We start from the raw sequence: 24,484 nt of genomic DNA, 5'->3' as shown, positions 1-24,484 counted from the left end.
TGAAAATGGGACAATCGAGCCCGGAGATATTTAGTTACATCCTCGGCTCCTGGATACGCGATGAAGGGTGCAGATCGTAGTCGGATGTTCAGAACGGTTATTGGTAAAGCGATGGATTCTCTTGGTTCTGGTACCGTGAGGGTCGAAGTGCTGATCATGCTGCAGTAATTGGTCGTTACTCGAAACACGGCAAAGCAGTTGAAAGAGAAAGGCTTGTAAGCATGGGAAAATATATAAATCTGATATGGGCGATCTCGGTCCTAACCTTGATTACCGGTGTGGCAAAGGCACAGACAACGAATATCTTCCCCGGGAACGGTAATGTGGGAATCGGTACGACTACGCCAAACAATTCCCTAGAAGTAATCGGCCAGATTCAGGCAACTCAAGCAATAGATGTGGGTGGTGCTCTGTCGCTTGTCAATCCTCTGAAGACGACGAAGGGAACTGCGTCCGTATGGAAAATTTATAACATGACCTCTAGTTACGGGGACTCGATGCAGTTCTGGACATACGATAGTATAGGATGTGCGTCAGGTGGTCTTTGTGCTCCACGCCTGACGCTCATGGATAGCGGCAATATTGGTATTGGTACTAACTCTCCTTCGGCCCTGCTTCATCTTTTCTCCTCAGCCACAACTGGTACACAACTACTTCTGCAAAATGCGGATGCTGGAGGAAAGATATGGCAACTATTTTCGACTGGTTCGGAGAACGCTGGTGGTGCGGGAAGCTCTTTTATTCGGAATGCGACCAATAACATATATGCATTAGCTGCGCTTGCTTCGGGCAACGTGGGTATCGGCACGACAGCCCCTGGAGCTAAGCTTGAAGTTGCTGGCAGCCTGAAGGTAAGTGGTAGTGGCAGTTCTATCATCTTTCCCGATGGCAGCGTTCAAAGCGTAGCATGGACCGGATCCCTCTGTGGCGGTGATTACGCTGAATCGGTAGATGTAGCAGGTGGCCGGGCGAACTACGAACCTGGAGATGTTCTGGTCATCGGGAAAGAGAGTTCATCCGATGTGACAAAATCTACCGAGGCCTACTCCACCTTTATCGCTGGAATATATTCCACAAAACCAGGTGTAATTGGCCGAAGACAGATCTCGGAGAAATCCAAGAGCAAGACGGAAGCTCCCATGGCCATGATAGGCATTGTTCCTACGAAAATCAGCACGGAAAATGGTCCCATTCGGAGAGGAGACCTACTTGTTACTTCGTCTACTCCAGGTTATGCAATGAAGGGAACAGATCGCAGCCGAATGCTCGGTGCCGTCATCAGGAAAGCTATGGGGAATCTGGATTCAGGGATGGGGATCATCGAGGTGCTTGTTTCGTTACAATAGCCTGTTGTTTTATATCACTTATCAAGCAGATGTCGATAGAAGAATAAAGAGGAAAGAAAAATGAACAATAAGATACCAGGAATAATAATGTGCTCCGTGCTCACGTTTAGTACTGTTGCTCAAAATACCGTTACTACCTCAAGCAGTAATACGGCCAATTCAGTAGCTAAGTTTTCTGGTAGCTCGACTATTGTCGGATCTTCTTCCCTATATGAATCAAATGGTAATGTCGGGATCGGTACTACAAGCCCTGCGGCGAAACTAGATGTAGAGGGTGGTTGGATTGACTCTAGCGGAGGATTCTATAACGATCCTACTAGTCAAACAGGAATGAATAGTCCAGGAAATGGAATGCTTGCTTTCCGAAGCGGAGGTAACGACGGAAGAATGGTTATTGCACCATCTGGCAATGTCGGGATCGGAACGACGAATCCGCAGGCTTCCTTGGCGGTAGCTACAGGTGGGCCAGATCCAAATGGAACGGAGAGCACCAACTATCCTCAAGCTATTGCAATGATGGGTCCAGGAGGAACAGCCTTAATGCGCTCGACGCATGATGGAGGTAGTACCTACGACTCAGGCATTCAATTCCTCGGATCGTATTACAACGGGTCACAATATATTTGGCAAGAAAGGATGAGGATTAACTCTGCTGGATATGTTGGAATCGGGACGGCCAATCCTCAGGCTACGCTAGCAGTAATTACGGGCGGGCAAGACCCGAACGGAATTGCAAGCACCAACTATCCTCAAGCGATCGCAATGATGGGTCCAGGAGGAACAGCCTTAATGCGCTCGACGCATGATGGAGGTAGTACCTACGACTCAGGCATTCAATTCCTCGGATCGTATTACAACGGATCGCAGTACATTTGGCAAGAACGACTGAGGATTAGTTCTGCTGGCAATGTAGGCATCGGCACGACGACTCCAACAGCCAAACTGGATGTCAATGGCAGTATCAATCTGAGCGGCAGCGGAGCGTCCATTACCTTTCCCAATGGTGGAGGCACACAAACCGTAGCGTGGACAGGTTCGCTTTGCGGAGGGGATTATGCAGAATCGGTAGACATATCGGAAGATCATACAAAGTATGAGCCGGGAGATGTGCTGATGATCGATCCTAGAGTAAGGGGCAAATTTATAAAAGCAAGTACGCCATATTCGATGGCCGTGGCAGGCGTATATTCCACAAAACCTGGAGTCATCGGAAGAAGACAAACTACGGAGAAGAATCCAGACGAAGTTCCAATGGCTGTTGTGGGTATCGTTCCAACGAAAGTGAGTACAGAAAATGGTGCGATAGAACCAGGAGATGTTTTAGTTACCTCTGCTACTCCGGGATATGCCATGAAGGGCACAGATCGCAGTTTGTTGACTGGAGCTATTGTTGGCAAAGCCATGGACTCTCTGGCTACAGGAACGGGAGTTATCGAAGCATTAATTTCTTTGCAGTAGTCCGCTATTGACAGATGTTCAAGTACAGCGTGAGGATTTAGTGAAAATGAATGTATTACGCAGTGGATTGCTAAAGGTTTGCTTGATGGCATTTTCTAGCGGAGCGAGAGGGAATGTGACGAAGTGCTGATTCCGCTGCAGTAGGGTTTCCTTTCCTGGCTCTGTACGAGAAAGTGGAAAAGAGGCCATATTACGCGGCTTTCTGAAAGACGGAGCAAGGATCTAGACTGAGCAATATGCGAGAGAGTGATTGGACGCGATTGCTGAATTGGCCAGGATACAAGGTATACCGGCAAGAGATCGATGAAAAGAACAAGAATCTGAAATTGTGGGTAAGGCGCAAGCGCGGATACCGACAGCTGAGTTGTTCCGGATGTGGAAAGCCAGCCAGTAAGATAGTGGACGTCTATGAGCGAGAAATACGGGATCTGCCATGGTCAGAGTATCGAACGACGGTGGTGGTGGAATTGTATCGAGTCAACTGTCCGAACTGTGGAGTAAAAACGGAAAAGGCACCACAGTTGCCCAGCAATGCTCCCTTCAGCAAACGCTTTGAGGAGGCGATTGGACAGTGCTGTGAGAACGCCTCGGCGCGTCGGGTAGCCCAGCAGTTTGGTCTTGCAGTCAGTACCGTGCTGACGATCGATCAGCGCTACTTGGAGCGCTGGGCGCAAAGCAGGCGGAAACCGGCCCTGCGCAAGATGGGCGTAGATGAGATTTACTTAGGCAAAAAGCAGAAGTTCATTACCGTGGTCAGTAATCTGGAAACCTGTGAGCCGGTATGGTTTGGAAAAGAGCGAAAGAAGGAGACGCTGGATGCATTCTTCAACAAAGAGCTAAGCCCATTCCAGCGAAGTGTAGTGCAAGCAGCTTGTGTGGATATGTGGCTTCCCTTTCGGCAAAGCATCGAGCAATGGCTCCCCCAGTGCCGGATTATCTATGACAAGTTTCATATTCTGCAGCATGCGGCTACAGCGGTCGACGAAGTTCGCCGCGCCGAGTTTTTCCGTCGAGGAGGAACTGCAAGAGCCCTAGTCAAAGGAAAACGTTGGTTATTGCTATCGAGATGGGAGCATTTGGATAAGCAAAAGAAGGGTCAATTGAACACCCTCTTTGCGATGAACCGGCGTGTGATGAAGGCATACCTGTTGAAAGAGAGCCTGGATCAGCTTTGGAACTACACCTATGAGGCTCCGATGTTGAACTACCTGAAGAACTGGATAGATCAACTTCGTTGGCAAAGGCTCAAACCGATGGAGAAACTGGCTGACATGCTGCTCAAGCATTTGGACGGGATCCTGAATTACTGTCGGACTAAAGTTCCTCTTGGCGTGGTCGAAGCGATCAGCGGAAATATCAAAGTTCTTTTACGCAGAGCTCGTGGTTACAAGAACCTGAGCTATTTACTCTTGAAAACTCAGCGCCTTGCCGCCACAAGAACCGAATTCGTCGTCTTTCAGAAAGCCGCGTAATATGGCCTCTTTTCCACTTTCTCGTACAGAGCCTATTGGGCTCTGAGCAGGAATTCGACGGCATAGGCTATTTATGCGGCTTTTTGAAAAACAACGAGTTGAGTGTTCGTATAAGCAATTCGTTGGGCCTTGAGCAAAAGGTAAGTCAGATTTTTGTATCCCCTGCCGCGTCGGATCAAGATCTTGATGTTGCCATTGATGGCTTCCACCACTCCCAATGGGGGTTGAACCCGGCAGTAGTTCAGAATTCCGTCCAGATGCTCTACAAGCATTTTGGCTAGCTTTTCAAAGGGGATCAGGTTCTGCCAGCGCAGTTGACTGATCCAGTGCTGTAAGTAGTTCAGCATGACTCCTTCGTAGCGATAGAGCCAAAGTTGATCCAAGCTTTCTTTCAGCAGATAGGCTTTCATCAGTTTCTTGTTGATACGAAATAAGGCGTTCAGAGTCTGTTGTTTTTCCCCCTCCAGATTGTCCCAGCGCGAGAGCAATAGCCAACGCTTGCCCTTAACTAAATCTCGCATTTGTTTGCCCTGGCGAAAAAATTCAGCCCGACGGACTTCATCGACTGCCTGATTGGCATGTTGCAAAATATGAAACTTGTCATAAACGATCGCATAGCCCGGCGCATTTTCTTCCAAACTCAAGCGAAAAGGCTTCCACATGTCGATGCAGGCAACTTCAATTCCACCCCTTTGAAAGGCGCTCAGATGCTGTTGGAAGAAGCTATCAAGTGTTTCCTTCTTCCTCTCTTCGCCAAACCATACCGGCTCTGCCGTCTGCAAGTTGCTAACTACGGTAATGAATTTCTTCCTCTTGCCCAGATAGATTTCATCCACACCCATTTGCCGTAGCACTGGCCGAACTCGGCTTTTAGACCATCGTTCCAGATACCGTTGATCGATAGCTCGCACCGTACTCTCTGCCAATCCAAACTGCCGAGCCACTTGGCGCGCCGAGGCTGACTCGCATGTCCCTCCTATCGCATCTTCAAATTCTTTGCTGAATGGAGCTTTGGATGGCAATTGTGACACTCGTTCTTGTTTCAGTCCACACTCCGGACAATCGACTCGATAGGTCTCTACCACCACTGTCGTCAGGTACTTCAGGCATGGTAATCCTCGCACCTCTCGCTGCTGCGTATCCCGAATCGCTCGATGACTTAACCTCCGTCCACAGCCACTACAGGTCAGATGTAAATTAGCCTTCTTCCTCCGTGTCCACAATCGCAGCTGTTTCTCCTTCTCCTTCACTTCCACTCGATATACCAGAAATCCTGGCCAATCCAATATCTTCGTCCATTCCCGTTCTTGCATCCCTCTACATTACCAACTCGTTGTTTTTCAAAAGCCGCATAAATAGCCTATGCCGTCGAATTCCTGCTCAGAGCCAGAAGTTCCTGACCCCGTACTGCAAGTTACATTTGGTCTGAGTAAGGCCGAAATTGAACTTGCTAATGGATTGCTAACTGGATATTCACTGCATGAAATAGCGCTCCTGCGAAAAGTTGGGATCGGCACAATCAGAACTCAGCTGAAGTCGGTATTCGCTAAGACTGCGACGAACAGTCAGTCCGATTTGATACGGCTACTTTGCCGCATGCCGCACCTGTAGGTCGCCAGTCTCCTCCTCTGCATAAGTAGGCTTAGGCAAAACACAACTAAGCCTAGCGCCCACATTGACCCCATAAGCAGAACGGAACGAACCTTTTTGACGTAGGGAAGCATCTTCTTGGATAGTTCGCAAATGAGAAACCGGACACTAGCCGTTCGCACTTTGCTCCTACCACTAAGCACTGATGGTGATTCTCTCAAATGAGTGGCGTTCTAGTGCTTTTTATTGATAGATCCAGGTAATTGGGCCGTCGTAATGGTCAAAATCTGAAAGCTCTCTCCCAAATAGGAGATGGCAGAACTTCAGAAGATGGTTAAGCTAAGCTCATTACGTTTTTAGTTAGTAAAGGTAAAGCATTTATTTGTGGCATGAAACAAGTTCTGTTCGTGTCGTGAAAATCTCCTGAAGCATTTTGGTAAAAAAGGGATATTCAGCAAAACGACGTTTGCCCTCATAAGGCTTATAACAAAAGCTAAAAGTTCAACAGAGTAAAAAGACGTTACGACAGAAGTGCCTAGCTTTTCTGGGATTCGCACTTATCAACTTTTTATACAGGAACGATTGCCGCCTAAGGCTCCTTGAGCAGTGTCCCAGAAGCTATACATATTGCCTGCTGAGGAGTTCCATACATGCGTATCTTGCTCGTGGCCATCGCCTTATTTCTTGCAGAGACATCTTTGTCTTCGGAGCAGAACTCACCGGTTGCTCCACCACTGGCTCAGTCTTCTCCTCCTTCTGATGCGACCGTCAAAATCCAGCAGGCCGCCGACACGATTTCTAAAGCGGCCGACAAGATAAATGGTGCCGCTGAGGCAAGTGCGCACTCCTCAGAGGACATTCATACTGCAACGCAAGTCATTACCAACGCGACTTCCGAAATGAATGGCGCTGCAAACTCGGCCAGCGATATTGCGAAGAAAGCACAGAAGCAATTGGACGATGCTCAAGCAAGGCAGAAAGAGGCTCAGGCCACCATTGATCGGGCTGCCGCATTTTCTCCTGGGGCCGCAGTTCTAGCAAACTTTGATGGTGCCAAGTTGTTGAGCGATTACATCCCCTGCTTGATGGGCAAAGACAATCTGTACGACGCTCACGGGCTGCCACGACCACCAAAGCCACCGACTCAAGAGGAAGCCAAAACCTCAGCTATTGCCACTGCGGCGCGGACGGCAGCTCCCGATGATCCTGGGTTACAGGCAAGCATTACAACTGCACTCATGTCCAAATCTGTTTCGCAGCTTTCACAGCCGCACGCGTTTAAACAAATCATTGACAAGACAACTCGGGATTTCATCAATAAGAGCGATCCTAAAACTGCGGCAATCTTTCAGGCGCAGAACAATAGCCAGCAGGCCGACGAAAGCGCCTATCAAAAATTACAAAGCGCAAATGCTCCAGCGAAGGCCAAAGATTCGGCGATTACCACTGCGGCTCAGCTGGCATCTCCAGGTAATCGTGAATTACAAAAAAGCATTACAGACGCACTAAAGCAAAAGTCGGTTGATCAGCTTTTGCAGGCGCACGCGTTCAAGCAGGTCATTGACGAGACGATAGCGGATCACGTCAATAATAATCCCAAGTTTGCGGCGATTCTTCAGGCACAAAATAATAGTCAGCAGGCTGATGACAAAGCCCATCAAGAATTACAAAGTGCAGCTCCTCAACCCGCCGCACTTCAGAACGTCGGCTGCTCTATGTCCGTCTTCCCCTGGGACCTTTCGCACATGATATTTGGTCGCGCTGTGGCTGATCACTACCTTGCCGTCCAGATCGTAGTTCGTAATCTTGATGCAGAACACGAATACCTGATCCATGACGCCGAGCTCGCTGTTGACGCTTACAGCGGTCAGATCGAGCGCTTCCAGGTCGGGCATGAGAAGGAGGCTGTTCGGGGAGTCGTTCTTTACGGTCAGAACTATGACCGTCGCGCTCTCGGCAGTCACATCGTGGAAGACCTTGGGATCATCCTCGGCACCATTGTCGGAGCTCCTCAGGTGATCAGCCCCGAACTTACCGCCGCATCCAGTGGATACAATACTGCTGTTCCTTTTGGGTTTGGCAAGCTCTTTCCCGAGCTTTCGACCATGAATCTGAACAACCTAAACGATCTTGCCTTCAGCGCAGCTGCTGCCAGCCGCATCGTTGTTCCTAAGGGAGGCTCCGTACCCTTCGTCATCTTCGTTCCCGTGAAACCCCTCGAACAAGCCTGCTGGCTGCAGACCGGCTATGTCCCCTCCGCAGATCTGGCCCCTAAGACGGCCTGCGACGCCATATACGGTCTCTCCCAAGGTCAGTCTCTAGGCAAACGTATCAACTCAGCTCCTCCTGAGACGATCAAAGACACGGCAGGAGAATACGGGAGCGACGGAACTCTTGTACAGGCTTGGCCCTACAAGCTCAAACAGATTCCCTTCAAGAAATGGACGCCAATGCAGGTTGCCGGACTACAGAAACATGCGTACGCCGTCATCGCGGGAACTCATATCCAACCTGTCGGAGGACAGCCAGCCGTTCGTGCCGTGCAGTGTCTTGGCACTCCTGACAACAACGGGGTTGTTTCCATGGCCTCTCTCCAGTCCAAGCCCCTCATATGCACTATCACAGGAGCGTCGCTCGACCAGCTAACAAAGGTCCGCCTTCGACCCTCCAGTAACACTTCATCCGATGGAATTGATGCCACGGTCTCCTCTATCTCGGGCGATTCCACCACCGCGAAGATGACAGTCTCGAAAGAGGATGTTACCAAGCTAACCGAAAAGTCCTACGAACTCTTTGCTGTCACTAAATTTGGTAATGAGTCTGACCTGCAGCAGATCCTTGCCCTGCATCCTGCTCCCACGGTTGCTTCAGTCCAGATAACCTCTCCTGCCGATGGAAACGCCTCCGTTGCCCAGCCCCTCACAATGCAACTCAAGGGTGCGAATCTCGATCAAGTGACTAGCGTTACTTTGGCCTCAAGTGGAAAGTCAGTTAGTACTACGCAGATACAGTCCTCGCCAGACGGACAGACGCTCACGGTTAGTTTTACTGGCGCTATGCTCAATGGTATGCCCCAAGTCCCGTATTCTCTTGATTTAGTGGTAGGAAGCGCCTCCGTTTCCTCGAGTCAAAAGGTTACTCTTGGACCTTGAGTCTTCGTCTGATGGCAAGAGATCAGGCGAAGATCAACGATCAAAAGGGAGAAAGAATCATACCGGGAGGGAGTTCCTGTACAACATTGCCGATCTTCTTCCAATGTTCTCGTTCGTTCAATTCATACATCACAACTAGTTTCGGATGGTAATACAAGATCCGCTCGCAAATGACCGCAATCCTGCGCTGACGAATCGCGTCGAATTGATCTAGCTCGAACAGTTCGTGCCTTTGCCGCTTCGACGATTCCTAACAGTGAGCTGACAAGCCAGACAATTCAATTACACAGCTTTCATCGTTGGCTCGTTCTCAATGGTCTCGTTGATAGTGGCACAATTTCGTTTTATCTCACGCACTTCAAGGTTGAGAGGCGTTCCACGAAAGGACATAAGAAGCAACATCAGCTGCTTCCAGGTCTTCTGCAGCTTAGGGGGCTCTCCATGCCATCTTATTTCCCCGATGTGCATGTGAAATTGACGGCAGTCATTCAGTTCTTTTCTTCCCAGGTCTACCCAGGCATCAATGCGCCGCTGAATGTTTTCGCCCGATGACATACCTTGTTCTGGACCGATGAACCAATATGGGGCTGTCCAGCTGCCATATCCGTAGCACCTCTCTGCCATTTCATGAATCCCTTTGTTCATGAACATATAGCCATCTCCTTATTCGGTTTAAACGTGGAACGGTGGTATTCTCAAGTCCCGATTAGCCTAGCAAAACTGGATAATGCCTACAGGAACAAACCCAAATGGCAGTGAATGAGCATGAACAAGATGATCGTCCCCGTTCGATGCGCGATGCTGCGATTCGTCAACGTCGAAGGGCCATGCTTCGCGACCCACACATTGCGCCTTTAACTGCATATGCAGCCAAACTGCGTGAGCGAGGATTAGGCGAAGTTCCTGAGTTCGATCCGCTTGATGGAGGAATCGACGCTCAGATCCTATTCCTGTTCGAAAAGCCCGGTCCTATGACTGCTGGCGGCGGTGGCTCGGGCTTTATTAGCCGAAACAACGATGATCCCAGTGCTGAGGCGACCTTCAACTTCATGCGCACTGCACATATTCCCCGCAAACTGACGGTGAGTTGGAATGTCATTCCATGGTGGAATGGAACACGCAAGGTGACGGGAAAGGAATTGTGTGAAGGGGTTGCTTGTGTCCGGGAACTCATTGGCCTGTTGCCAAGGGTCCGATCCGTGGTCATGGTTGGGCGTAGAGCTGCAATAGCAAAGAGACACCTTCGTGAATCGGGCCTGATGCTGTTCACTTCGGCTCATCCGTCCCCGCTGGTGAAAGCCAGATATCCAGAGAGGTGGAAGTCGATTCCTGCGGAGTGGGAGAAGGCCCTAGCATCGATAAAGGAAAGCCGGGAACAACTGGGTTGAACTCTGTTTTCTTGCTACGGGCATTCTTGCTTAAAAGCAGAAAGATCGTACCTACTTCACACGCCCACCTGGAACGAATTCCCCTTTCAGCCACTTCACAAAATTCCCACTGTGGAGCAGGTATGTGTGCTTCGTGGAAGCTGTCATCTTTGATCCTTGAACTTCCCGCTCATATTTCGGAGTGCCGCTTCAACTTCCTCAAGAGTTTTGCTGCTGACGTGCATCGTTGCCCTCCTCCAGAATTGGCTGCGGACCAATTCTATTCGGGCCCAGATTCCCGGGTTAAACACCTGAGCCTGTACAGCATCCTTCGAACCGGGGTGGCGAAATAATTATCATCCCTTTTCGGTATCCTCATAGCCAAACGAATCCAGCAGTGGCGGTCGATTATGGTGAATCCTGATGGCACCGTATGGATGGAAGAAGATGGCCGCATCGAATCATGTCCTGAGATTCGGTTTGAAGACGGGGCACTCCAAACCGCGTTGGAGGTTGTCGCTAATAGATTCGGTAAGAAACTCGACGCCGATTCTCCAATCATGAACCTTCGTCTTTCAGATGGAAGTCGTCTCGCTGCTGCCATTCCGCCGATAGTACATCCTCAGCCGCTAATGACGATTCGCAAGCTTACCTCCAGGAACTTCAAAATGAATGAACTGATCGAGCGCAAGATGCTCACCGAAGATCAGGCCACGTCCCTATCTGAAGCGGTTCGCAGAGGGGACAATATTTTGATCTCGGGTGGAACAACCAGCGGCAAAACGATACTCCTAAATGTTCTTTCGGATGCGATACCGGAAGAGGAGCGAATTCTGGTCATAGAGGATACCGCCGAATTGCATATCCGTAAGCCGCATGTAGTCTCAGCGGAAGCTCAGATTGATACGCACAAGAGCCCTGTCACATTTGACGATCTGCTTAAAGCTGTTCTTCGGCACCGACCGGACAGGATCATACTCGGTGAGATTAGAGGGACCGAGGCAAAGACACTTCTCGATGCCATCAATACCGGTCACCGGGGAGTTCTTGCCACGATCCACGCAAGTAGTGCACTAGGTGCGTTGCTTCGGCTTCGAAGCTTGCTTATGCGAGGGACTAAATCATTGTTTTCCAAAGAAGCAGATTCTGAAATCCGAGCAGCTGTTCATTGTGTCGTCCACATTGAACGACACAATGAACAGCGCCGCATTCGAGAGATTCTCGATGTCAAATCAGTCTGAGTGTTTCTTAGAGCCTTATGAGAACTTCAGTGAAGCCTGTCGAGTCTCTAGATCTAAAAGGACGAAAAAGACATATTTATTGACGAAGGTGCTCGACTTGCTTATGTATACCACGATGTTGACATGGTGGAACTGCAAGTAATCGCATGGAATGGCCGCTTTGAAGGTGTGACGAGACTGTATGTCGGTCAGGGAGAACTGGAAGAAGTGGTCGATTTGATCCGAGGGTTCTCTCGCTTGTAGCTCTTGAAGATCGGGCCTAGAGAATTGGAATCTGCTGTGATGCGGCATCTCCGCGTTCGAAATGCCCTCGATCTGGACCTATTGTGAGGTAACCGTCAAGATAGTTAATATCTCCCTCGTACCTATCCCCAATAGGGATTGAACCAAGCGTCTTGATCACAATTCGCTCTCTGGTAACCACTTTGCCGGAATTATCAGTTGACAGAGAGCGATCCCGATCAAACGCTAAGAGCTGGATGTGTTTGAATACTCCCGTGCCGCCTGACCATTCTGAGGTTTCCACCATATGGACACCTGATGGAGAGGTGGCGAAATAAGAATACTCAAATCCCTCCTCATATGAAATCCCAGAGTCCTGAATTGTCCCGGTCCACCTAACCCATACTCTCTTGTCCTGTTCCCTGACCTGAATCTCACCGAAAAATCGGTTACTGCGATTTGCTGAGGAGAGGTCAATTCCGACTATGGTTTCGTATCGGTCTGAAATCCAACCGCCCAGTTCCTGCAAAATACGTGGGTGTATGAATTCCTCACGTACAAATGAGTATTGGAGTTGGTCGAGCGCTAATTTTCCTTCCTTTGAGAAGGAACCTAGAGTGAATGAAGAATTCTGCACGGACAATCGCTCCAAATCTTCTTTGCTGGCGACACCCTTCAGCGCATCTGCAATAAACTCTTTAAATTGCTCCGCTTCTGAGGCATATCTCCGGGAACAAATATCGTACCAAAGATCTCTCGCTTCTCGAATGAACTTTCTTTTTTCTGGATTGGCTCCCCACGTCTCATGGCAGGATGGACAAAGGGGAGCGGCATTATCCTCCGTGTCTGGACCGTTTTCAGCCTGAGGCACAATATGATGAACTTCGACGAATAATTGGCGGCATAGACAGCATTGAAGGTGCGCTTTCCTCTTCACCGCGAGCTTGATCTGTTCCGTAAAGGCCATTTTATGGGTCCAGTTCTGTGGGGTTTACAAAATCCCTCGGGAGCATTGTAGCTGCACAATTATGGAAGAGGAATAGTGGGAATAAATCATTTGGGGGAGCCAGTTTTCATCGAGTTCTATCGGATCAATAAGACCAGGACGGCCATTTCCTGCCTGATCAATGTTTGCACCAATAGGCCACATCGTCGTGTGTTTCGGTTCGAGTGGGCACATCAGGATTGTTTTGTCTGAAGGCGCGGACGGGTGATTTACATATGTTTGCAGATTTCCGATAATCCACAGATGATTGATTGAGCTGTGCCTTGGATGATGAAATCAGTTGGAGGCAGGCTGAACCTCGCTCGCGACAAAACCTTTTGTGCTCTCCTTTGGCAAAAAGCTTACCACGTCTCCAACTTGCATCCGATCCCAGTAGGTTCGATCCAGCAAATCTGAAATGTGAAAGAAATACATACTTTCATCGTCTGTCTCAATGAACCCATATCCATTCGTCTTTATGGCCTGGATCTTTCCCTGTGTACGATCATTTACTGAAGTCGCACGGTGCATATTTGATGATTCCGAAACATCTTGGTCTTTTGCCCTCGGCTGCTGCCCCAATAAGGCCAGCAGTGTGGGTAGAGGTCGGAACCGTTCATCAATAAGTCCGAGCAGTTTGAGGCTCTCTTGAAGCATTTCCTTGTATGGACTTCCCGGAGATAGTTTTGAGGCGATTTGTCGGGACGCTTGGGGGCTTATCATTCCCTGAATATTGCCCTTGAGGGTGGCAATCAATTCATTTCGATATTGCTCCGCTTGATCGGGGGGACGTACTGCCCACCGGCGATCATTACGTCTCTTAATTCCGGCCCCACGGCTTGAGGCAGCATTGTAGATAATTCCTTTGCGTCGGAGACATTCAATCAACTTTCTAAACCCATCCACATCGCCTATGTTGAGAGCTTTCATAATGTCGTTGGTTGAGAGCAAAGTTCCGCCTCGACCTAGCAAAACAACTCTCTGCTCATCACGTGAAAGAGAGTACTGCGAATACGCATTGAGCCATTCTTGATCCTTGGGCGAAAAGACGGATCGATGATGCAGCGTAAGTTCGAAAGCTTGTGAAGCGGAGTTGATCTCTGGGGGAACCAAGTCTTGATCTCGCATCCTCGCGAAAATTCTCAGCATTCCCTCGCCCATCTCTCGCATATAGCCAAGTTCACGAAGAACACGCGCCATGTATGCGTTTCGTGACTGATGGGTGCGCTTTCCAGACTGCAAATCTGAGATAGAGATCGACGAGAGAAGTTGTCCAGGGCTATTGATCTCAAGTCGATCATCAAAAATAAGAATTTCAACGCCTTTCCCTTCGATTCCGTAATCCCGGTGTGCAACAGCATTTACAAGTGCTTCTCGGCAGGCATCTTCCGGATAAACCAAGCTTTCTGCAAAAATGCTTGAATCTACTAGGCGTGTTCTCGCCAAGAAAGGACGCAAAGTATCCCATGCGCTTTCTAGAATGCGCAGTACATTTCCTCGCACGATGTGATCATCACGAGAGGAAATATTATATTCCTGCCCAAATTTAAGAGTAGTGCCAGATACTCTGGCAATCCTAACTTGGCAACGTGGATGCCATTTGTTTATGTCCTTTGCGAACAACAGAAGAGCAGCTCGGCGAAGAATCAGCCCTTCGTGCCTGTAGTCTGCAAGGTCTACATACTGAAGGAACTTCTCAGAAGACTGTCCTCCTGCTATGAGTCTGGAAACACGCTGAAGCAATTCGGAATCGAGATCGGAGATCTTTGCTCCGTCAATAAACTCCCTATCATATTCACGCGACTTTTGTTCCTGTCGACTGTACTGAATCTCTTCTGCTGCGACGGGACGGTTTTCTTTGTCGAATCGTTGCAGGCATCGTCCGTCGGATGTGAGATGGACACGCGTGGTACTCTTGGCAACCTGGAAGGACAGAACTGTGGCACCCTCGCTTTTGAATCGAAGGACAGTAGCTCCAGCCAATGGTGTGTTGGCGTGAACATGAGTCTCTGGAGCCTTGGTCATCAGGAGAATCAACTCTTCCTTATGGGGAATGCCTGTAACCGTCCCTTCGTCCTCTACTCCAACAAACAGTTCTCCCCCATCAGCATTAGCAAATGAGACTATTGTCTCGCCAATATCACGACAAATACCCTTTACGTCGCGCCCTTTCGGGGGAACACAGCTGCGATCAATAGCACTCTTGAATTCGCGAAATTGACTTTCTCCTTGCTCAATGCCCGCGGCTAGACGCTCAGAGATTTTAAGCAGTTCAGTTCCTGACAGTTCTGTTGCCATATGGAGAAGTTTATGCCAAGGTGTCAACTGGGGGAAGATATGGTATGTGGTCAGCTTGCGGGTTCATAGACATGAACTCACATGTGGTGCAGATTGGGCTTCTACGCGATTTGCGGCTTCGAGATTGGCTTGTGCTATATGAGACCAGATAGCACAGATCCTCCTCAGCTTCTTGAGTGAAGATCTAGCTGCTCATGCCGGGCGATGTTCATCCATCCAAGCCTGCTTGCGTGCCTTCATGTTGGTCTGGAGTTTCTCCCCGTCGATCAGATCTCCGCATTCGGCGGCCTTCCAGACTTCTTCGATTTTTGCGGAGATTTCGTTGCGGTGAGTAGCTGGCCAAGTCACTTGATCGTGGAGCAAGCGAACCGCACGTTCCACAATCCATCTATGCTCCCATATAGGCCGCGCTGAATGTCCAGTCTGATCAGTTCTTCCAACTCTGGCCGAAACGGAATGCTCATGGACGCGGTTTACAGCGGAATATCAACAAAACTGCACCGAACTTCATGCAACGCATTGGAAATCCAGGATAAAAAGGAAATTGATCTGGAATTCCCGAGCCAGAACGCTTGAGAATGATCCAGATTTACTTTCATGTTGCTGGAGACGCTCGAAATAAACCACAATGCCACGATTTCGGAAGAGAACAACACATCAGATAAACGAGCGGGAAGCCAGGTGGACGGGATTTCTTGCAGATGCAGGCATTGAAAGTGCCCGCTGGTTTCTTAAGGGAGCTTTAGACTCAAGACTTCGGGATCCGGGGGCTATGATTCGGGAAGCCTGGAGTATGTGCCGGACTGTTATACCTCTAATGGTTCTGAATTTTTGCGTTCCTTTGAGGAATTCCAGAATCCCTCCAGCAAAGAGGAGTGCTGAGATTTGTGGGGCTTGGTTGTTGTTCCTGGGGCTTTGGCCGAAAGTGGAAAACAGCTGGAGAAAATAAGCGCTGGTCTATCTATATTCCGCAAAGAGCTGCCTCATTGGCCCGCTGTTGGATTCCTAAATCTTTACATTCGCCTTACTAATAGCGATGTCCCGAAGTTTCGACGCTTCAGACGTTGTCTTATTGCAAAATTGCAAACAGAGTGTCGGTATCAGCAATCCTTGGCATGATTGGTATAAATCTCTCCCGATGATCGAAATTTGAAGCGCTGATTTTTGAAAAATAAGCCTACTCCAACGAGCTGTCGACAGGCCGAGGTCTTTGCTTATCAGCCCTTAATTCTCGATTAGCTAATCTTTCCTCAAAGGTCAAGCGAGGAATTGGACGCGTTGGCGAGAAATCGAAGAGATCACGAGTATCAATGCGTAGGGCTTTAACCAGGGGTGCCACTGATTCAGGATCAGGCCAAGCGCCGTATAGCTCATAATTGGCAATTTGCCGTGACGCGACGCCCACGAGTTCGGCCAACTCCTCTCGGGTGAGATCCAACGCGTTTCTGCATTCCTCAATTCGCAGTCCAAGCGATACTCGAAGATCTAGCACGCATCAAGTGTCATTCTGCAAGAATTCAAAATAAATGATCTTGACGTTCATCTTTTATGAACTGATACTTCATATACGCGAGCTCAAGACGTGTTTTATGGGCATCTTGAGAGATCTGAGAGTTGAAATCGACGGCTAAAGTGCTTTTCGAGGGAGTATCCGAGACGAGGAGAAATCAAAAAGATCCCGTACTTCTAGGCCAAATGATTTTGCGATGCGTTCTAGAGCGGCTGGTCGCGGCCACCCCTTTCCCAACTCAAGAGAGGCGACTCGTCGTGAGCTGAGACGAACTTTTGCTGAATATTCTTCACGGCTCATCCCGGACAGGTCACGTAGCTCACGTATTCTTCGCCCGAGTTGAATCTGAAGCTTTGACACGAGCTAAGTGTCTAGAATTCAACCATCAAAGAAAATGATCTTTAAGTTCATACAATAGGAACTCAACTTGATGCTGGCTTCTCAGATGACACACACGCCAACGCCTAACGGGGGCATATGAGCTTCGAGGCAACGGCGTATCTCAACGCTCTTGCGAGTGCTGAGGACACTTCGATAGCCTATTCCAAACCTGATGTAAGACTGCATTGTTCGGAAATACCCGAACTTCATTCGCAGGATTCAGACGAGGAACTGTTACAGCGTGTTAGCCAAGGATCGCGGGAAGCTTTAGGTGTCCTCTTCAAAAAATATGCCCGTTCTGTGAGGAATGTAGCGCAGTCAGTTCTCCGGGATGAAGCAGAAGCCGATGACCTGCTGCAAGAAGTCTTTCTGTTCATCTTTCGTAGAGCGAATCTGTTTGACCCTTCGCAAGGATCTGCCAGGTCATGGATCTTTTACGTGGCCTACCATCGCGCCTTTGATCGGCGCCGGTATCTGGCTTCGAGGCATTTCTATACGAGCCAGGGCATTGAAACCTTAGCGCCCGAACTGATAGATCATCGCGAAGAGCTTCCCTTCTACGAGCGTTCCATAGCTGGACTCTGGGGGAGGGACGCGGCAGAGAGGCTTCAGGCCCTGCTTTCCGAGGACCAGCGTACAACGTTCGAACTCTACTTCTTCGAGGGATATTCCCTAAAAGAGATCGCTGAACGGATGGGGCAATCCCTCGTCAGCGTAAGACATCATTACTATCGCGGGCTGGAGAAGATCCGGAAGTCTGCCTTAGCAACAAAATTGCGGTCAAAGTGAAAAGAATGTTAGAAAATGGCTCCAATCCGGGAGTCAAAAACCTGTCGTCGAATTTTCCCCATGAGCGTTTCGTTGAACTCTGTGCTCTCTCCACTACGGAGGAATTGAGTGCAGAGGAACGGCAGATATTGGAACAACATCTGGACTCCTGCGCCGAATGCCGCGACCTCAAGTCACAGTACGAGGCTGTTATTGGCCGCGATGTTCCGGCCCTGGCATTCGAGTCACGATTGGACGAGCCATCCATTGGATCGCATAGCGGCTGGTCGTTGGAGCGGGCGGAAGCCTCCTTGATGGCTGCACTGGACAGAGAAGAGGTCTGGACCAACTCGCCAAAGAAAGAGCCAGCTCAGGCGAAAAAGTCCAGACTACGTTCTCAGGCGTGGCCATACGCTATTGCCGCTTCATTGGTAGGTATCTGCAGCCTGGCAGCATATCAACTCGGCGTGTCCCACAAAAGACCGGAGCCGACTGCAAACATACAACCGCCGGTCTCATCCGTTTCCCAGCCTCTGGCTCTGCCATCGGCCGACGATAAGAATCATGCCGTAAAGGTCCAAACCGAAGATCAGGAGATTCTGAAAAGCCTGAGGAGCCAGTTGGCGGACAACCTGAAGGAAGTGTTTGCACTGAAACAGCAGCAAGCCAAGCTTCAACAAGAATTGACAAACAAAAATGCAGATCTCGCTCACATCACAGCGGAGCGTGCAGATCTCGACCGCCAACTGAGTCAGGCACAGGCAAATGCCGCAGGTCTCCAGGAGAAACTCAGCCTCATAGCATTGCAGAAGCCCTCAGAGCCTGTACGAACCTCTGTGGAGGAAAGTCAACTGCAGGATCTTCGAGACCAGATCCAGGAAAGAGATCAACAGATTGCGCAGGATAAGGACCTGCTCCAGCATGATCGCGATATCCGCAACCTGATCAGTGCGAGAGATCTTTATATTGCCGAGATCTACGACGTTGGAAAGAAAGGGGAGACCAACAAACCGTTTGGCCGCGTTTTCTATACGAGAGGAAAATCGCTGGTCTTTTACGCCTATGACCTCGATCAGCAGCCAGGGCTGAAACGAGCTGCAGTATTTCAAGCTTGGGGCAGAAAGGGCTCCGATCCAAAGAGCGATGTCAATCTCGGAATCTTCTACCAAGACGATTCGACAAATAAACGCTGGATTCTAAAGTCATCCGATCCCAGGACTCTGGCTCAGATCGATGCAGTGTTTGTAACAGTCGAAACGAAACCTGAGCCATCGAAGCCAAGCGGCAAACCTTTGTTATTCACCTATCTGCGCATCCCTCCCAATCATCCTTAGCTCTATCGTTAGGAGGGGAGGCTCAAACCCCTCAAATGCCCCTATTGCATCGCACCTACGAGCCGGATCAATTGGCTGCCCGATTTCACAATTGCCTCATCTGGAATACCATCCATAATTGAAAATTTCCGTCATTCTCAGTTCACAGCAGATGTCATTGGTCCCGCTAATCCATCGACTATCTGTCTCGGCGCACAAAAGGTATTCAAGAGTACTGACGAGGGACTGATGTGGAGTAATCTTGCAGGGGTTCGATTTTATGGCATGCCAACATCTGTGACAGCATGCCAGCGCGTCAGTGTCCCTTCCCGGAGTTGGTATGAGATTTCGATATCATGCCTTAGTGTGATATTTGCTTATTTTGAACTTCAATAACTTGACGGAGTTTAGATGTGTGGTACTATTGGACCCGTCTTAGATAGTGCGTTTCGAGAGATCGACTACGCTACTGATGCGTATTACTGATCCGAATAGCACACAAGTACCGTACTTCTGCCCTTTTCTCAAGATACCTCTTGCCTTATTTCCCGCTGCGATGTTCTAGACATGTTTCGTGCGAATTATTCGCGTTGAAACCACCACAGGGTTATTACCATGTCCGCGGCGTTCATCTCGTTAAATACGCCAGTTTTTGCTGAATATCGAAATTCTCGCTTTGGCTCGTTCCCGATACCTTGCCGGGCATTTCTGCGCGCTAAGTACGCTGCTTGTAAAAATAACAATGTTCTTGTTGAATATAAGCTCTTTGTAATTACAAGATGTAACTATTCAAGCGAATCCCGTCCGATATCACTACGGGCTCCTCCTGTCTGCATGTTCGCTAGGGTGCATTCAGCGCATCTTTATTCCAGACTTCAATACGGAGATATGCTATGACTCGCATTGTTCGCGGTACCCTTAAACTTCTCGTTGTCGGCGTATTTATGATCGGCAATTATGTATTGTCGCAGAATCCACAAGCTGTTTTTTCACCAAACTCAAGCAATTCTGGTACGGCATATTGCGTAAATATAGACACCGGGCAAGTTGTTCCCAATTGCAATATGAGCTTGTCGACATATTATTACTATGCAACAAATGGGCATTATCATGATGATCCTTCGCATCCGATATCCTCGGTTACTCCTTCCTCTGGGAATACCGGTTCGAGCGGATATATGCCGATAAGAATACAGACAACCCGGGTAGGACAAATAGAAAGTCTATATCTTCAAGACGATGATTCGGGATATGGAATTCTTTTTGACTATGCCGTGGGCTATGGGAATTTTGTATATGTAGATAATTCAGCGATTTGGACGCAGATCGGCGGGAATACGACGAATCATGGGAATAATACCTGGAACCATTGGATGACACCGAATGCTCAATCCGGATTGAGCGGAGCAGTTACATCATATCTCAATACCTACAACCCTGGCCAGAAGGTTTGCATTAACGATATGTCTCTGCCAATCGGTGGAGTATTCGATATAAATAATACTTGGAATCCGCCTCATTCTTCTCACGATTATGGGACAGCCGCGGATATAGCCAGCACTACAAATCAGTGTTCCGCAAGCTACATCGTGCCACCAGCGAACCAACAGGCCTTCATACAACTGTGTGTTGCGAATGGCGCTTTGGCTGCAAACTCGATTGTAGAAGGCAATCATGTTCATTGCAGGTGGCCTAACTAACCGGCTTCGATAAGGAGAATCGTATGAGATACTTCCGTAGTATTAGTCTTGTATTGGCTTTCACGACCCTATCGGCGCTTGCTGCCGACAGGACCCGCACTGTTCCGGCCATCAGTCCTGTTCCTCTCTGGCCTGCCAATGGAGACACCTCGCAGCTTCCCAAAGGGCAATACGTCTTCTACAGCCCAGAGACGGGCGAATATATCGTGTACTATCCCAGCGTCACAGGGGTTGTTGGTCCAGAAAATATTAAACTTCGCTTTGGAAATCATTCACTGACTGATCCGCAGGTCACTTCTCATATCGAGATGAGCGGTCTTGGTCAATATCGGTACTCCTATTCAGTGGCGAATGGCCAACAAGCACGACGTGGTATTGAGCAGGTGTCTTTACTTGCACCGGATAGAACCGCTATCCCCACTATGGCTGGTCAGAGCATTAGCTCTAGCTGGAAAATGGAAAGGGCAGATGCTGCTGCTCTCCATGACCTGGCTGATCCGCAGGTACCTCTTGTTAGTCTTTCCTGGTCGGTAATGCCAGCTGGTCAGCCAATCAACGCTGGAGCATCAACTTCCGGCTTTGTTGCTACCTCTGCCTTCCGGCCAGGATTTGTGAACATTCTAGTGCGCGGACAAGCGAGCAAAGAATACGATGCACGAGGAAGTAATAGTCTTCCTTTGGTGGTGAGAGAGCAAATTGAGAAGGTCCTTAGCCCCACATGGGACAGCCAAGTACGCCTAACTCTGGGTCCGCGTTTCTCAAACACGTCCTCGCCTGTTGATGTGATTCAGAATTTTTTCTACGGTATAAGTGTCCTAGCACGTCACAAGACATTGGATCCCAATTCCCCTTTTGTGATTGGAGCATTGGCTTCGTTAGGTGAATATTTGAAGTCTGGGCAAACGGATACATCCCGACCAGAAAGCTTCGCTTTTTTACAGACCGCGAAGGGTGATTTGGAGACAGAGATAGCAAATGCGTTTCGAATGAGTGTTGTTCAATAGGGAGTCGTGTAATGAAGTATGTTCGTTTGTTGGTAGTCGCGATAAATGCGATATGCTTTATTTTGGGAGCTACGGTCTTAGCTCAACAGAGCGTAGCTCCAATCTGGCCTTCCGATGGGCGTATTCCGGATCAGTTGAAGGATCATTATGTTTTCCTCACGCCAGACAGGAAGAAAGTAGTTATAGCGTTTCCGCCTTTGCCAAGCGAAGGCGCTGGTCCGCGAAGAGTCGAAAAGCTACCCATTCACGATCAATTTGCCACAAGCGTTTCTAGCAATGTTCAGCGCGTTAATGGGAAGTATGAATACAGGTATACCATCACGAATGACTCTGGTTCACTGGACACCATAACCACCTTTCAAATTGTGGTGGATTCACCTTCTGCAGAAACGGAGATTCGTCAGACAACATGGCCAGGATCAAAGTCAATACGCCCAGTGGCCGAACGTATTGGCCTAAGCAAAAATGTCCCTGGTATATTCCTTCTTTGGATTAGCCCTGGACAGACCAGAGAGCTACAGCCTGGAGGCACCCAAAGTGACTTCACTGTGGATTCAACAAGTAAGCCCGGATTTACGACCGCGTATGTGGGTCATTTCCCGGTCCTAGACGTTTCTGCTGATTGGCCGGAGCCGGTCATTGATCAACTTGATCCGATTGCAAGTCCTGGATGGGCTTATAAACATCCTATTACCTTTGGTCCGCGCTTCCCATCCGGCACCTCTGCTGAAGAGATTGCAGATGATTATGAGTCGGGAATTCAAGATCTCATCCGCTCTGGGCAATTGAACTCACAATCTTCCATGGTTCAATCGGCTTTAGCATTTCTTCGGAAGGTGAAAATGCATACGCCAGCTAGCGTTTTGGGAATTGAGAAACCAGACTCGCAATTCGAGCGTGAACTCGCTGCCAGTCTTGTTATGGCTTTTTCTGAAGCTAACTAGGTCTATGACCGTGTGAATATGTTTCTTTTGTGGCCGAATTTCTGTAGTGCCTTTTTGCGCGTAAACTGCCAGTTGATGGTGACATGGTCGCGGTTCATTTTCTGATTCCATGTCTGTGTTTCCTTCTGCAGTTCTGCCAGGGACGGAATTCTTCTGCGGCCCAGGCACTAGCGGGAGAACATGCCAATCTCGATCTCCGCTTGCTTGAGCCAACTGCCATGCTTGGTGTGTAGTGCACTGTGAACCGATTCCACAGCAGACCTCCGATCTTTTCTCCGAATTGCTCCATCATTGCCTTGCGAGTGTGAGAACTCAGACTGTCCACCAAATGGATGGTTTCAGCCTCCGGATAGCTGGCCACGATCTCCAGATCTCCACCAGGTAATCGGCAAATTCCGGCGAGGAGCGGTTGGTAGTGGGCCTGGTAAAGTGCCGCCCTGCTTTGGGCTGGACGACGCAGAAGACGTACTGTTTTTGTGACAGTGGAGACGAAGCCAGAACTGTCAAAGCCCAGCGGCAAGTCGCTTTTGTTCACCTATCTTCGGATTCCTCCCAATCATCCTTAACGCTATCGTTCGGTTAGGAGCTGAAATCTCTCAATTGTCCCTAGTTCCGGTTTTGAAGAACCTTGTGGCTTTCATCTCAAGTTCCTCCCAGTCCCGAGCGGCCGTGAGAGCTTTGCTCATCAGTTCCGCTCCTTGAAGCTCTGTGAGACTGTAGGGCTCTCCCGTCTTTGCCACGGTGATGCCAAACTCGCTCTTGAGTTCCTCGTACAGATTAGAAGCCACAATCATGAATCCATTTTGATTGGAATTGACTACATCTTCATGGTGGTATTTGGAGCAGAGCTCTTGATCTTGCGGAGAGAGCAGCTCTATTGCGGGAAGCAACTGTTCGTACTCGGCAGTTCTGGTTGCGTAGTTTGTCTGCGGAAACGCATTCATGATTCGTGAAAAGAGCCCATCTTCCATACAGTAGCCGTTATACGCATCCGAGATGGTGTGTTCCAGAAGAATTGTTGTCGCTAGATCAGGAATCCTGGACACTGCCTTCCACAATTTCTCGCCCGGCGTACATTCGCCACTGTGCCCGGTTTTCCTTTTGAATACATGCATCTTCGTGTATGTCTCACCAGGGCATGCGCAAATCGGCCGGAGAAGAGGAACCTTTCCTCCAAGAGTGCCACTCATCCAACGGCTGACCGGGTCGGAGTCTCTCTTTTCGAACTCGGAGGTTTCCATGATGCCTGTTGTTCCCAAGGCAGAGCTGTAGCGAAGCTCTGCCTGATCATGCCGAAGATATAAACAGGACCTCAGGGTTGAGATGCAATCCTCTAAAGATTCCTCACCCTCTTTTGGAGGCGCCAGGTCAACGCCGTAGCGTTTGGAAGATATCTGCTCGTCAGTTTGAAAATCGGGCCAATAGCACTCCGATGCGGTGAGCTCTTGTTCGATTGAGTCTCGTACAAACTCTGCAAAATGGGGGCCGTCGTGAATGGCTTTCCAGCATTCACATCGAAAGGCGTGAGTCGCATCATTTGACTGATCCACGTATGTCGATGAGAACCATCCAGCGAAGTTGGTGTCGTATTTGTATAGAAGCGCTGTGAAGCTGGTAACTAACTCCAGAGATATCAGAGGCTCTTCCGAATGGGCCCTAGCTGCCTGAGCTTTCGTCATGACTCGGAAACAATATCACAAATTTCGAGCGTGATTGATCGAATTCACGGTGAA

20 protein-coding genes and 1 pseudogene are annotated in these 24,484 nt (G+C 49.1%); 11 read left to right on the top strand and 10 right to left on the bottom strand.

From position 1 onward, the window contains the following. The first annotated feature begins 221 nt into the window (after window positions 1–221). The 3 genes from AC6I7T_RS13130 to AC6I7T_RS13120 all read left to right on the top strand — a co-directional run bounded on the left by AC6I7T_RS13130 (window position 222) and on the right by AC6I7T_RS13120 (window position 4,276). Window positions 222–1,346 carry a hypothetical protein gene (locus AC6I7T_RS13130; RefSeq protein WP_497793913.1) on the top strand — a complete coding sequence of 375 codons (1,125 nt, stop codon included), beginning with the start codon at window positions 222–224 and terminating at the stop codon, window positions 1,344–1,346. 60 nt (window positions 1,347–1,406) lie between these two features. Further along, a complete protein-coding gene (locus AC6I7T_RS13125; protein ID WP_497793912.1) occupies window positions 1,407–2,804 on the top strand; it encodes a hypothetical protein in 1,398 nt (465 codons plus the stop codon). A 236-nt stretch (window positions 2,805–3,040) separates the two neighbouring features. Then, window positions 3,041–4,276 carry an ISL3 family transposase gene (locus tag AC6I7T_RS13120; RefSeq protein WP_497793911.1) on the top strand — a complete coding sequence of 412 codons (1,236 nt, stop codon included), beginning with the start codon at window positions 3,041–3,043 and terminating at the stop codon, window positions 4,274–4,276. A 71-nt stretch (window positions 4,277–4,347) separates the two neighbouring features. Here AC6I7T_RS13120 and AC6I7T_RS13115 read toward each other — a convergent pair whose 3' ends face one another. Beyond that, the gene (locus AC6I7T_RS13115; protein ID WP_497793910.1) at window positions 4,348–5,589 is read right to left on the bottom strand and encodes an ISL3 family transposase; all 1,242 of its coding nucleotides are present in this window, start codon (window positions 5,587–5,589) and stop codon (window positions 4,348–4,350) included. A gap of 927 nt (window positions 5,590–6,516) precedes the next feature. Between AC6I7T_RS13115 and AC6I7T_RS13110 the strand changes: the two genes are divergently transcribed. Next, window positions 6,517–9,018: a hypothetical protein gene (locus AC6I7T_RS13110; protein ID WP_497793908.1), complete on the top strand. Its 2,502-nt coding sequence runs from the start codon at window positions 6,517–6,519 to the stop codon at window positions 9,016–9,018. A 282-nt stretch (window positions 9,019–9,300) separates the two neighbouring features. Here the strand turns inward: AC6I7T_RS13110 and AC6I7T_RS13105 are convergent, their stop codons facing one another. Then, window positions 9,301–9,663: a hypothetical protein gene (locus tag AC6I7T_RS13105; protein WP_497793907.1), complete on the bottom strand. Its 363-nt coding sequence runs from the start codon at window positions 9,661–9,663 to the stop codon at window positions 9,301–9,303. Between the two features lie 104 nt (window positions 9,664–9,767). Between AC6I7T_RS13105 and AC6I7T_RS13100 the strand changes: the two genes are divergently transcribed. Then, entirely contained in the window at window positions 9,768–10,406 is a 639-nt protein-coding gene (locus AC6I7T_RS13100) for a uracil-DNA glycosylase (RefSeq protein WP_497793906.1), read from the top strand. Window positions 10,407–10,795: 389 nt separating this feature from the next. Further along, a complete protein-coding gene (locus tag AC6I7T_RS13095) occupies window positions 10,796–11,626 on the top strand; it encodes a TadA family conjugal transfer-associated ATPase (RefSeq protein WP_497793905.1) in 831 nt (276 codons plus the stop codon). Between the two features lie 259 nt (window positions 11,627–11,885). Here the strand turns inward: AC6I7T_RS13095 and AC6I7T_RS13090 are convergent, their stop codons facing one another. From AC6I7T_RS13090 to AC6I7T_RS13065, 6 genes and pseudogenes are all read right to left on the bottom strand, one after another. Beyond that, window positions 11,886–12,485, bottom strand: a complete 600-nt coding sequence (locus AC6I7T_RS13090) for a hypothetical protein (RefSeq protein WP_497794663.1) — start codon at window positions 12,483–12,485, stop codon at window positions 11,886–11,888. Window positions 12,486–12,659: 174 nt separating this feature from the next. Beyond that, window positions 12,660–12,815 (bottom strand): annotated as a pseudogene (locus tag AC6I7T_RS13085) (HNH endonuclease); the annotation flags it as partial. 315 nt (window positions 12,816–13,130) lie between these two features. Continuing rightward, a complete protein-coding gene (locus tag AC6I7T_RS13080; RefSeq protein WP_497793904.1) occupies window positions 13,131–15,131 on the bottom strand; it encodes an ATP-binding protein in 2,001 nt (666 codons plus the stop codon). A 192-nt stretch (window positions 15,132–15,323) separates the two neighbouring features. Next, entirely contained in the window at window positions 15,324–15,512 is a 189-nt protein-coding gene (locus AC6I7T_RS13075; protein ID WP_497793903.1) for a hypothetical protein, read from the bottom strand. A 796-nt stretch (window positions 15,513–16,308) separates the two neighbouring features. Continuing rightward, window positions 16,309–16,623, bottom strand: coding sequence for a helix-turn-helix domain-containing protein (locus tag AC6I7T_RS13070; RefSeq protein WP_497793902.1), 315 nt, complete (start codon window positions 16,621–16,623; stop codon window positions 16,309–16,311). A gap of 135 nt (window positions 16,624–16,758) precedes the next feature. After that, window positions 16,759–17,001, bottom strand: a complete 243-nt coding sequence (locus AC6I7T_RS13065) for a helix-turn-helix domain-containing protein (protein WP_497793901.1) — start codon at window positions 16,999–17,001, stop codon at window positions 16,759–16,761. 117 nt (window positions 17,002–17,118) lie between these two features. Between AC6I7T_RS13065 and AC6I7T_RS13060 the strand changes: the two genes are divergently transcribed. The 5 genes from AC6I7T_RS13060 to AC6I7T_RS13040 all read left to right on the top strand — a co-directional run bounded on the left by AC6I7T_RS13060 (window position 17,119) and on the right by AC6I7T_RS13040 (window position 22,751). Next, window positions 17,119–17,811 carry an RNA polymerase sigma factor gene (locus AC6I7T_RS13060; RefSeq protein WP_497793900.1) on the top strand — a complete coding sequence of 231 codons (693 nt, stop codon included), beginning with the start codon at window positions 17,119–17,121 and terminating at the stop codon, window positions 17,809–17,811. A gap of 5 nt (window positions 17,812–17,816) precedes the next feature. Further along, a complete protein-coding gene (locus tag AC6I7T_RS13055; RefSeq protein ID WP_497793899.1) occupies window positions 17,817–19,124 on the top strand; it encodes a zf-HC2 domain-containing protein in 1,308 nt (435 codons plus the stop codon). An 872-nt stretch (window positions 19,125–19,996) separates the two neighbouring features. Next, window positions 19,997–20,803 (top strand): hypothetical protein, encoded by an 807-nt coding sequence (locus tag AC6I7T_RS13050; RefSeq protein WP_497793898.1) that lies wholly within the window; start codon window positions 19,997–19,999, stop codon window positions 20,801–20,803. A gap of 23 nt (window positions 20,804–20,826) precedes the next feature. Beyond that, window positions 20,827–21,807 (top strand): hypothetical protein, encoded by a 981-nt coding sequence (locus AC6I7T_RS13045; protein WP_497793897.1) that lies wholly within the window; start codon window positions 20,827–20,829, stop codon window positions 21,805–21,807. Window positions 21,808–21,818: 11 nt separating this feature from the next. Beyond that, a complete protein-coding gene (locus AC6I7T_RS13040; RefSeq protein ID WP_497793896.1) occupies window positions 21,819–22,751 on the top strand; it encodes a hypothetical protein in 933 nt (310 codons plus the stop codon). A gap of 94 nt (window positions 22,752–22,845) precedes the next feature. On the opposite strand, the gene AC6I7T_RS13035 is transcribed toward AC6I7T_RS13040, so the two are convergent. Further along, on the bottom strand, window positions 22,846–23,286 hold the full coding sequence (locus AC6I7T_RS13035) for a hypothetical protein (RefSeq protein WP_497793895.1): 441 nt from the start codon (window positions 23,284–23,286) through the stop codon (window positions 22,846–22,848). Window positions 23,287–23,347: 61 nt separating this feature from the next. Then, the gene (locus AC6I7T_RS13030) at window positions 23,348–24,430 is read right to left on the bottom strand and encodes a hypothetical protein (RefSeq protein WP_497793894.1); all 1,083 of its coding nucleotides are present in this window, start codon (window positions 24,428–24,430) and stop codon (window positions 23,348–23,350) included. Window positions 24,431–24,484 lie beyond the last annotated feature (54 nt).

It is taken from the genome of Humiphilus diazotrophicus (assembly GCF_059726315.1).
This window is presented reverse-complemented; position numbering and strand designations above follow the sequence as displayed.

Excerpts from the sequence above, each read along its gene's own strand:
- AC6I7T_RS13130 (WP_497793913.1), top strand. The coding sequence starts at position 222 with ATGGGAAAATATATAAATCTGATATGGGCGATCTCGGTCCTAACCTTG.
- AC6I7T_RS13125 (WP_497793912.1), top strand. The coding sequence starts at position 1,407 with ATGAACAATAAGATACCAGGAATAATAATGTGCTCCGTGCTCACGTTT.
- AC6I7T_RS13120 (WP_497793911.1), top strand. The coding sequence starts at position 3,041 with ATGCGAGAGAGTGATTGGACGCGATTGCTGAATTGGCCAGGATACAAG.
- AC6I7T_RS13115 (WP_497793910.1), bottom strand. The coding sequence starts at position 5,589 with ATGCAAGAACGGGAATGGACGAAGATATTGGATTGGCCAGGATTTCTG.
- AC6I7T_RS13110 (WP_497793908.1), top strand. The coding sequence starts at position 6,517 with ATGCGTATCTTGCTCGTGGCCATCGCCTTATTTCTTGCAGAGACATCT.
- AC6I7T_RS13105 (WP_497793907.1), bottom strand. The coding sequence starts at position 9,663 with ATGAACAAAGGGATTCATGAAATGGCAGAGAGGTGCTACGGATATGGC.
- AC6I7T_RS13100 (WP_497793906.1), top strand. The coding sequence starts at position 9,768 with ATGGCAGTGAATGAGCATGAACAAGATGATCGTCCCCGTTCGATGCGC.
- AC6I7T_RS13095 (WP_497793905.1), top strand. The coding sequence starts at position 10,796 with ATGGTGAATCCTGATGGCACCGTATGGATGGAAGAAGATGGCCGCATC.
- AC6I7T_RS13080 (WP_497793904.1), bottom strand. The coding sequence starts at position 15,131 with ATGGCAACAGAACTGTCAGGAACTGAACTGCTTAAAATCTCTGAGCGT.
- AC6I7T_RS13060 (WP_497793900.1), top strand. The coding sequence starts at position 17,119 with ATGAGCTTCGAGGCAACGGCGTATCTCAACGCTCTTGCGAGTGCTGAG.
- AC6I7T_RS13055 (WP_497793899.1), top strand. The coding sequence starts at position 17,817 with ATGTTAGAAAATGGCTCCAATCCGGGAGTCAAAAACCTGTCGTCGAAT.
- AC6I7T_RS13050 (WP_497793898.1), top strand. The coding sequence starts at position 19,997 with ATGACTCGCATTGTTCGCGGTACCCTTAAACTTCTCGTTGTCGGCGTA.
- AC6I7T_RS13045 (WP_497793897.1), top strand. The coding sequence starts at position 20,827 with ATGAGATACTTCCGTAGTATTAGTCTTGTATTGGCTTTCACGACCCTA.
- AC6I7T_RS13040 (WP_497793896.1), top strand. The coding sequence starts at position 21,819 with ATGAAGTATGTTCGTTTGTTGGTAGTCGCGATAAATGCGATATGCTTT.
- AC6I7T_RS13030 (WP_497793894.1), bottom strand. The coding sequence starts at position 24,430 with ATGACGAAAGCTCAGGCAGCTAGGGCCCATTCGGAAGAGCCTCTGATA.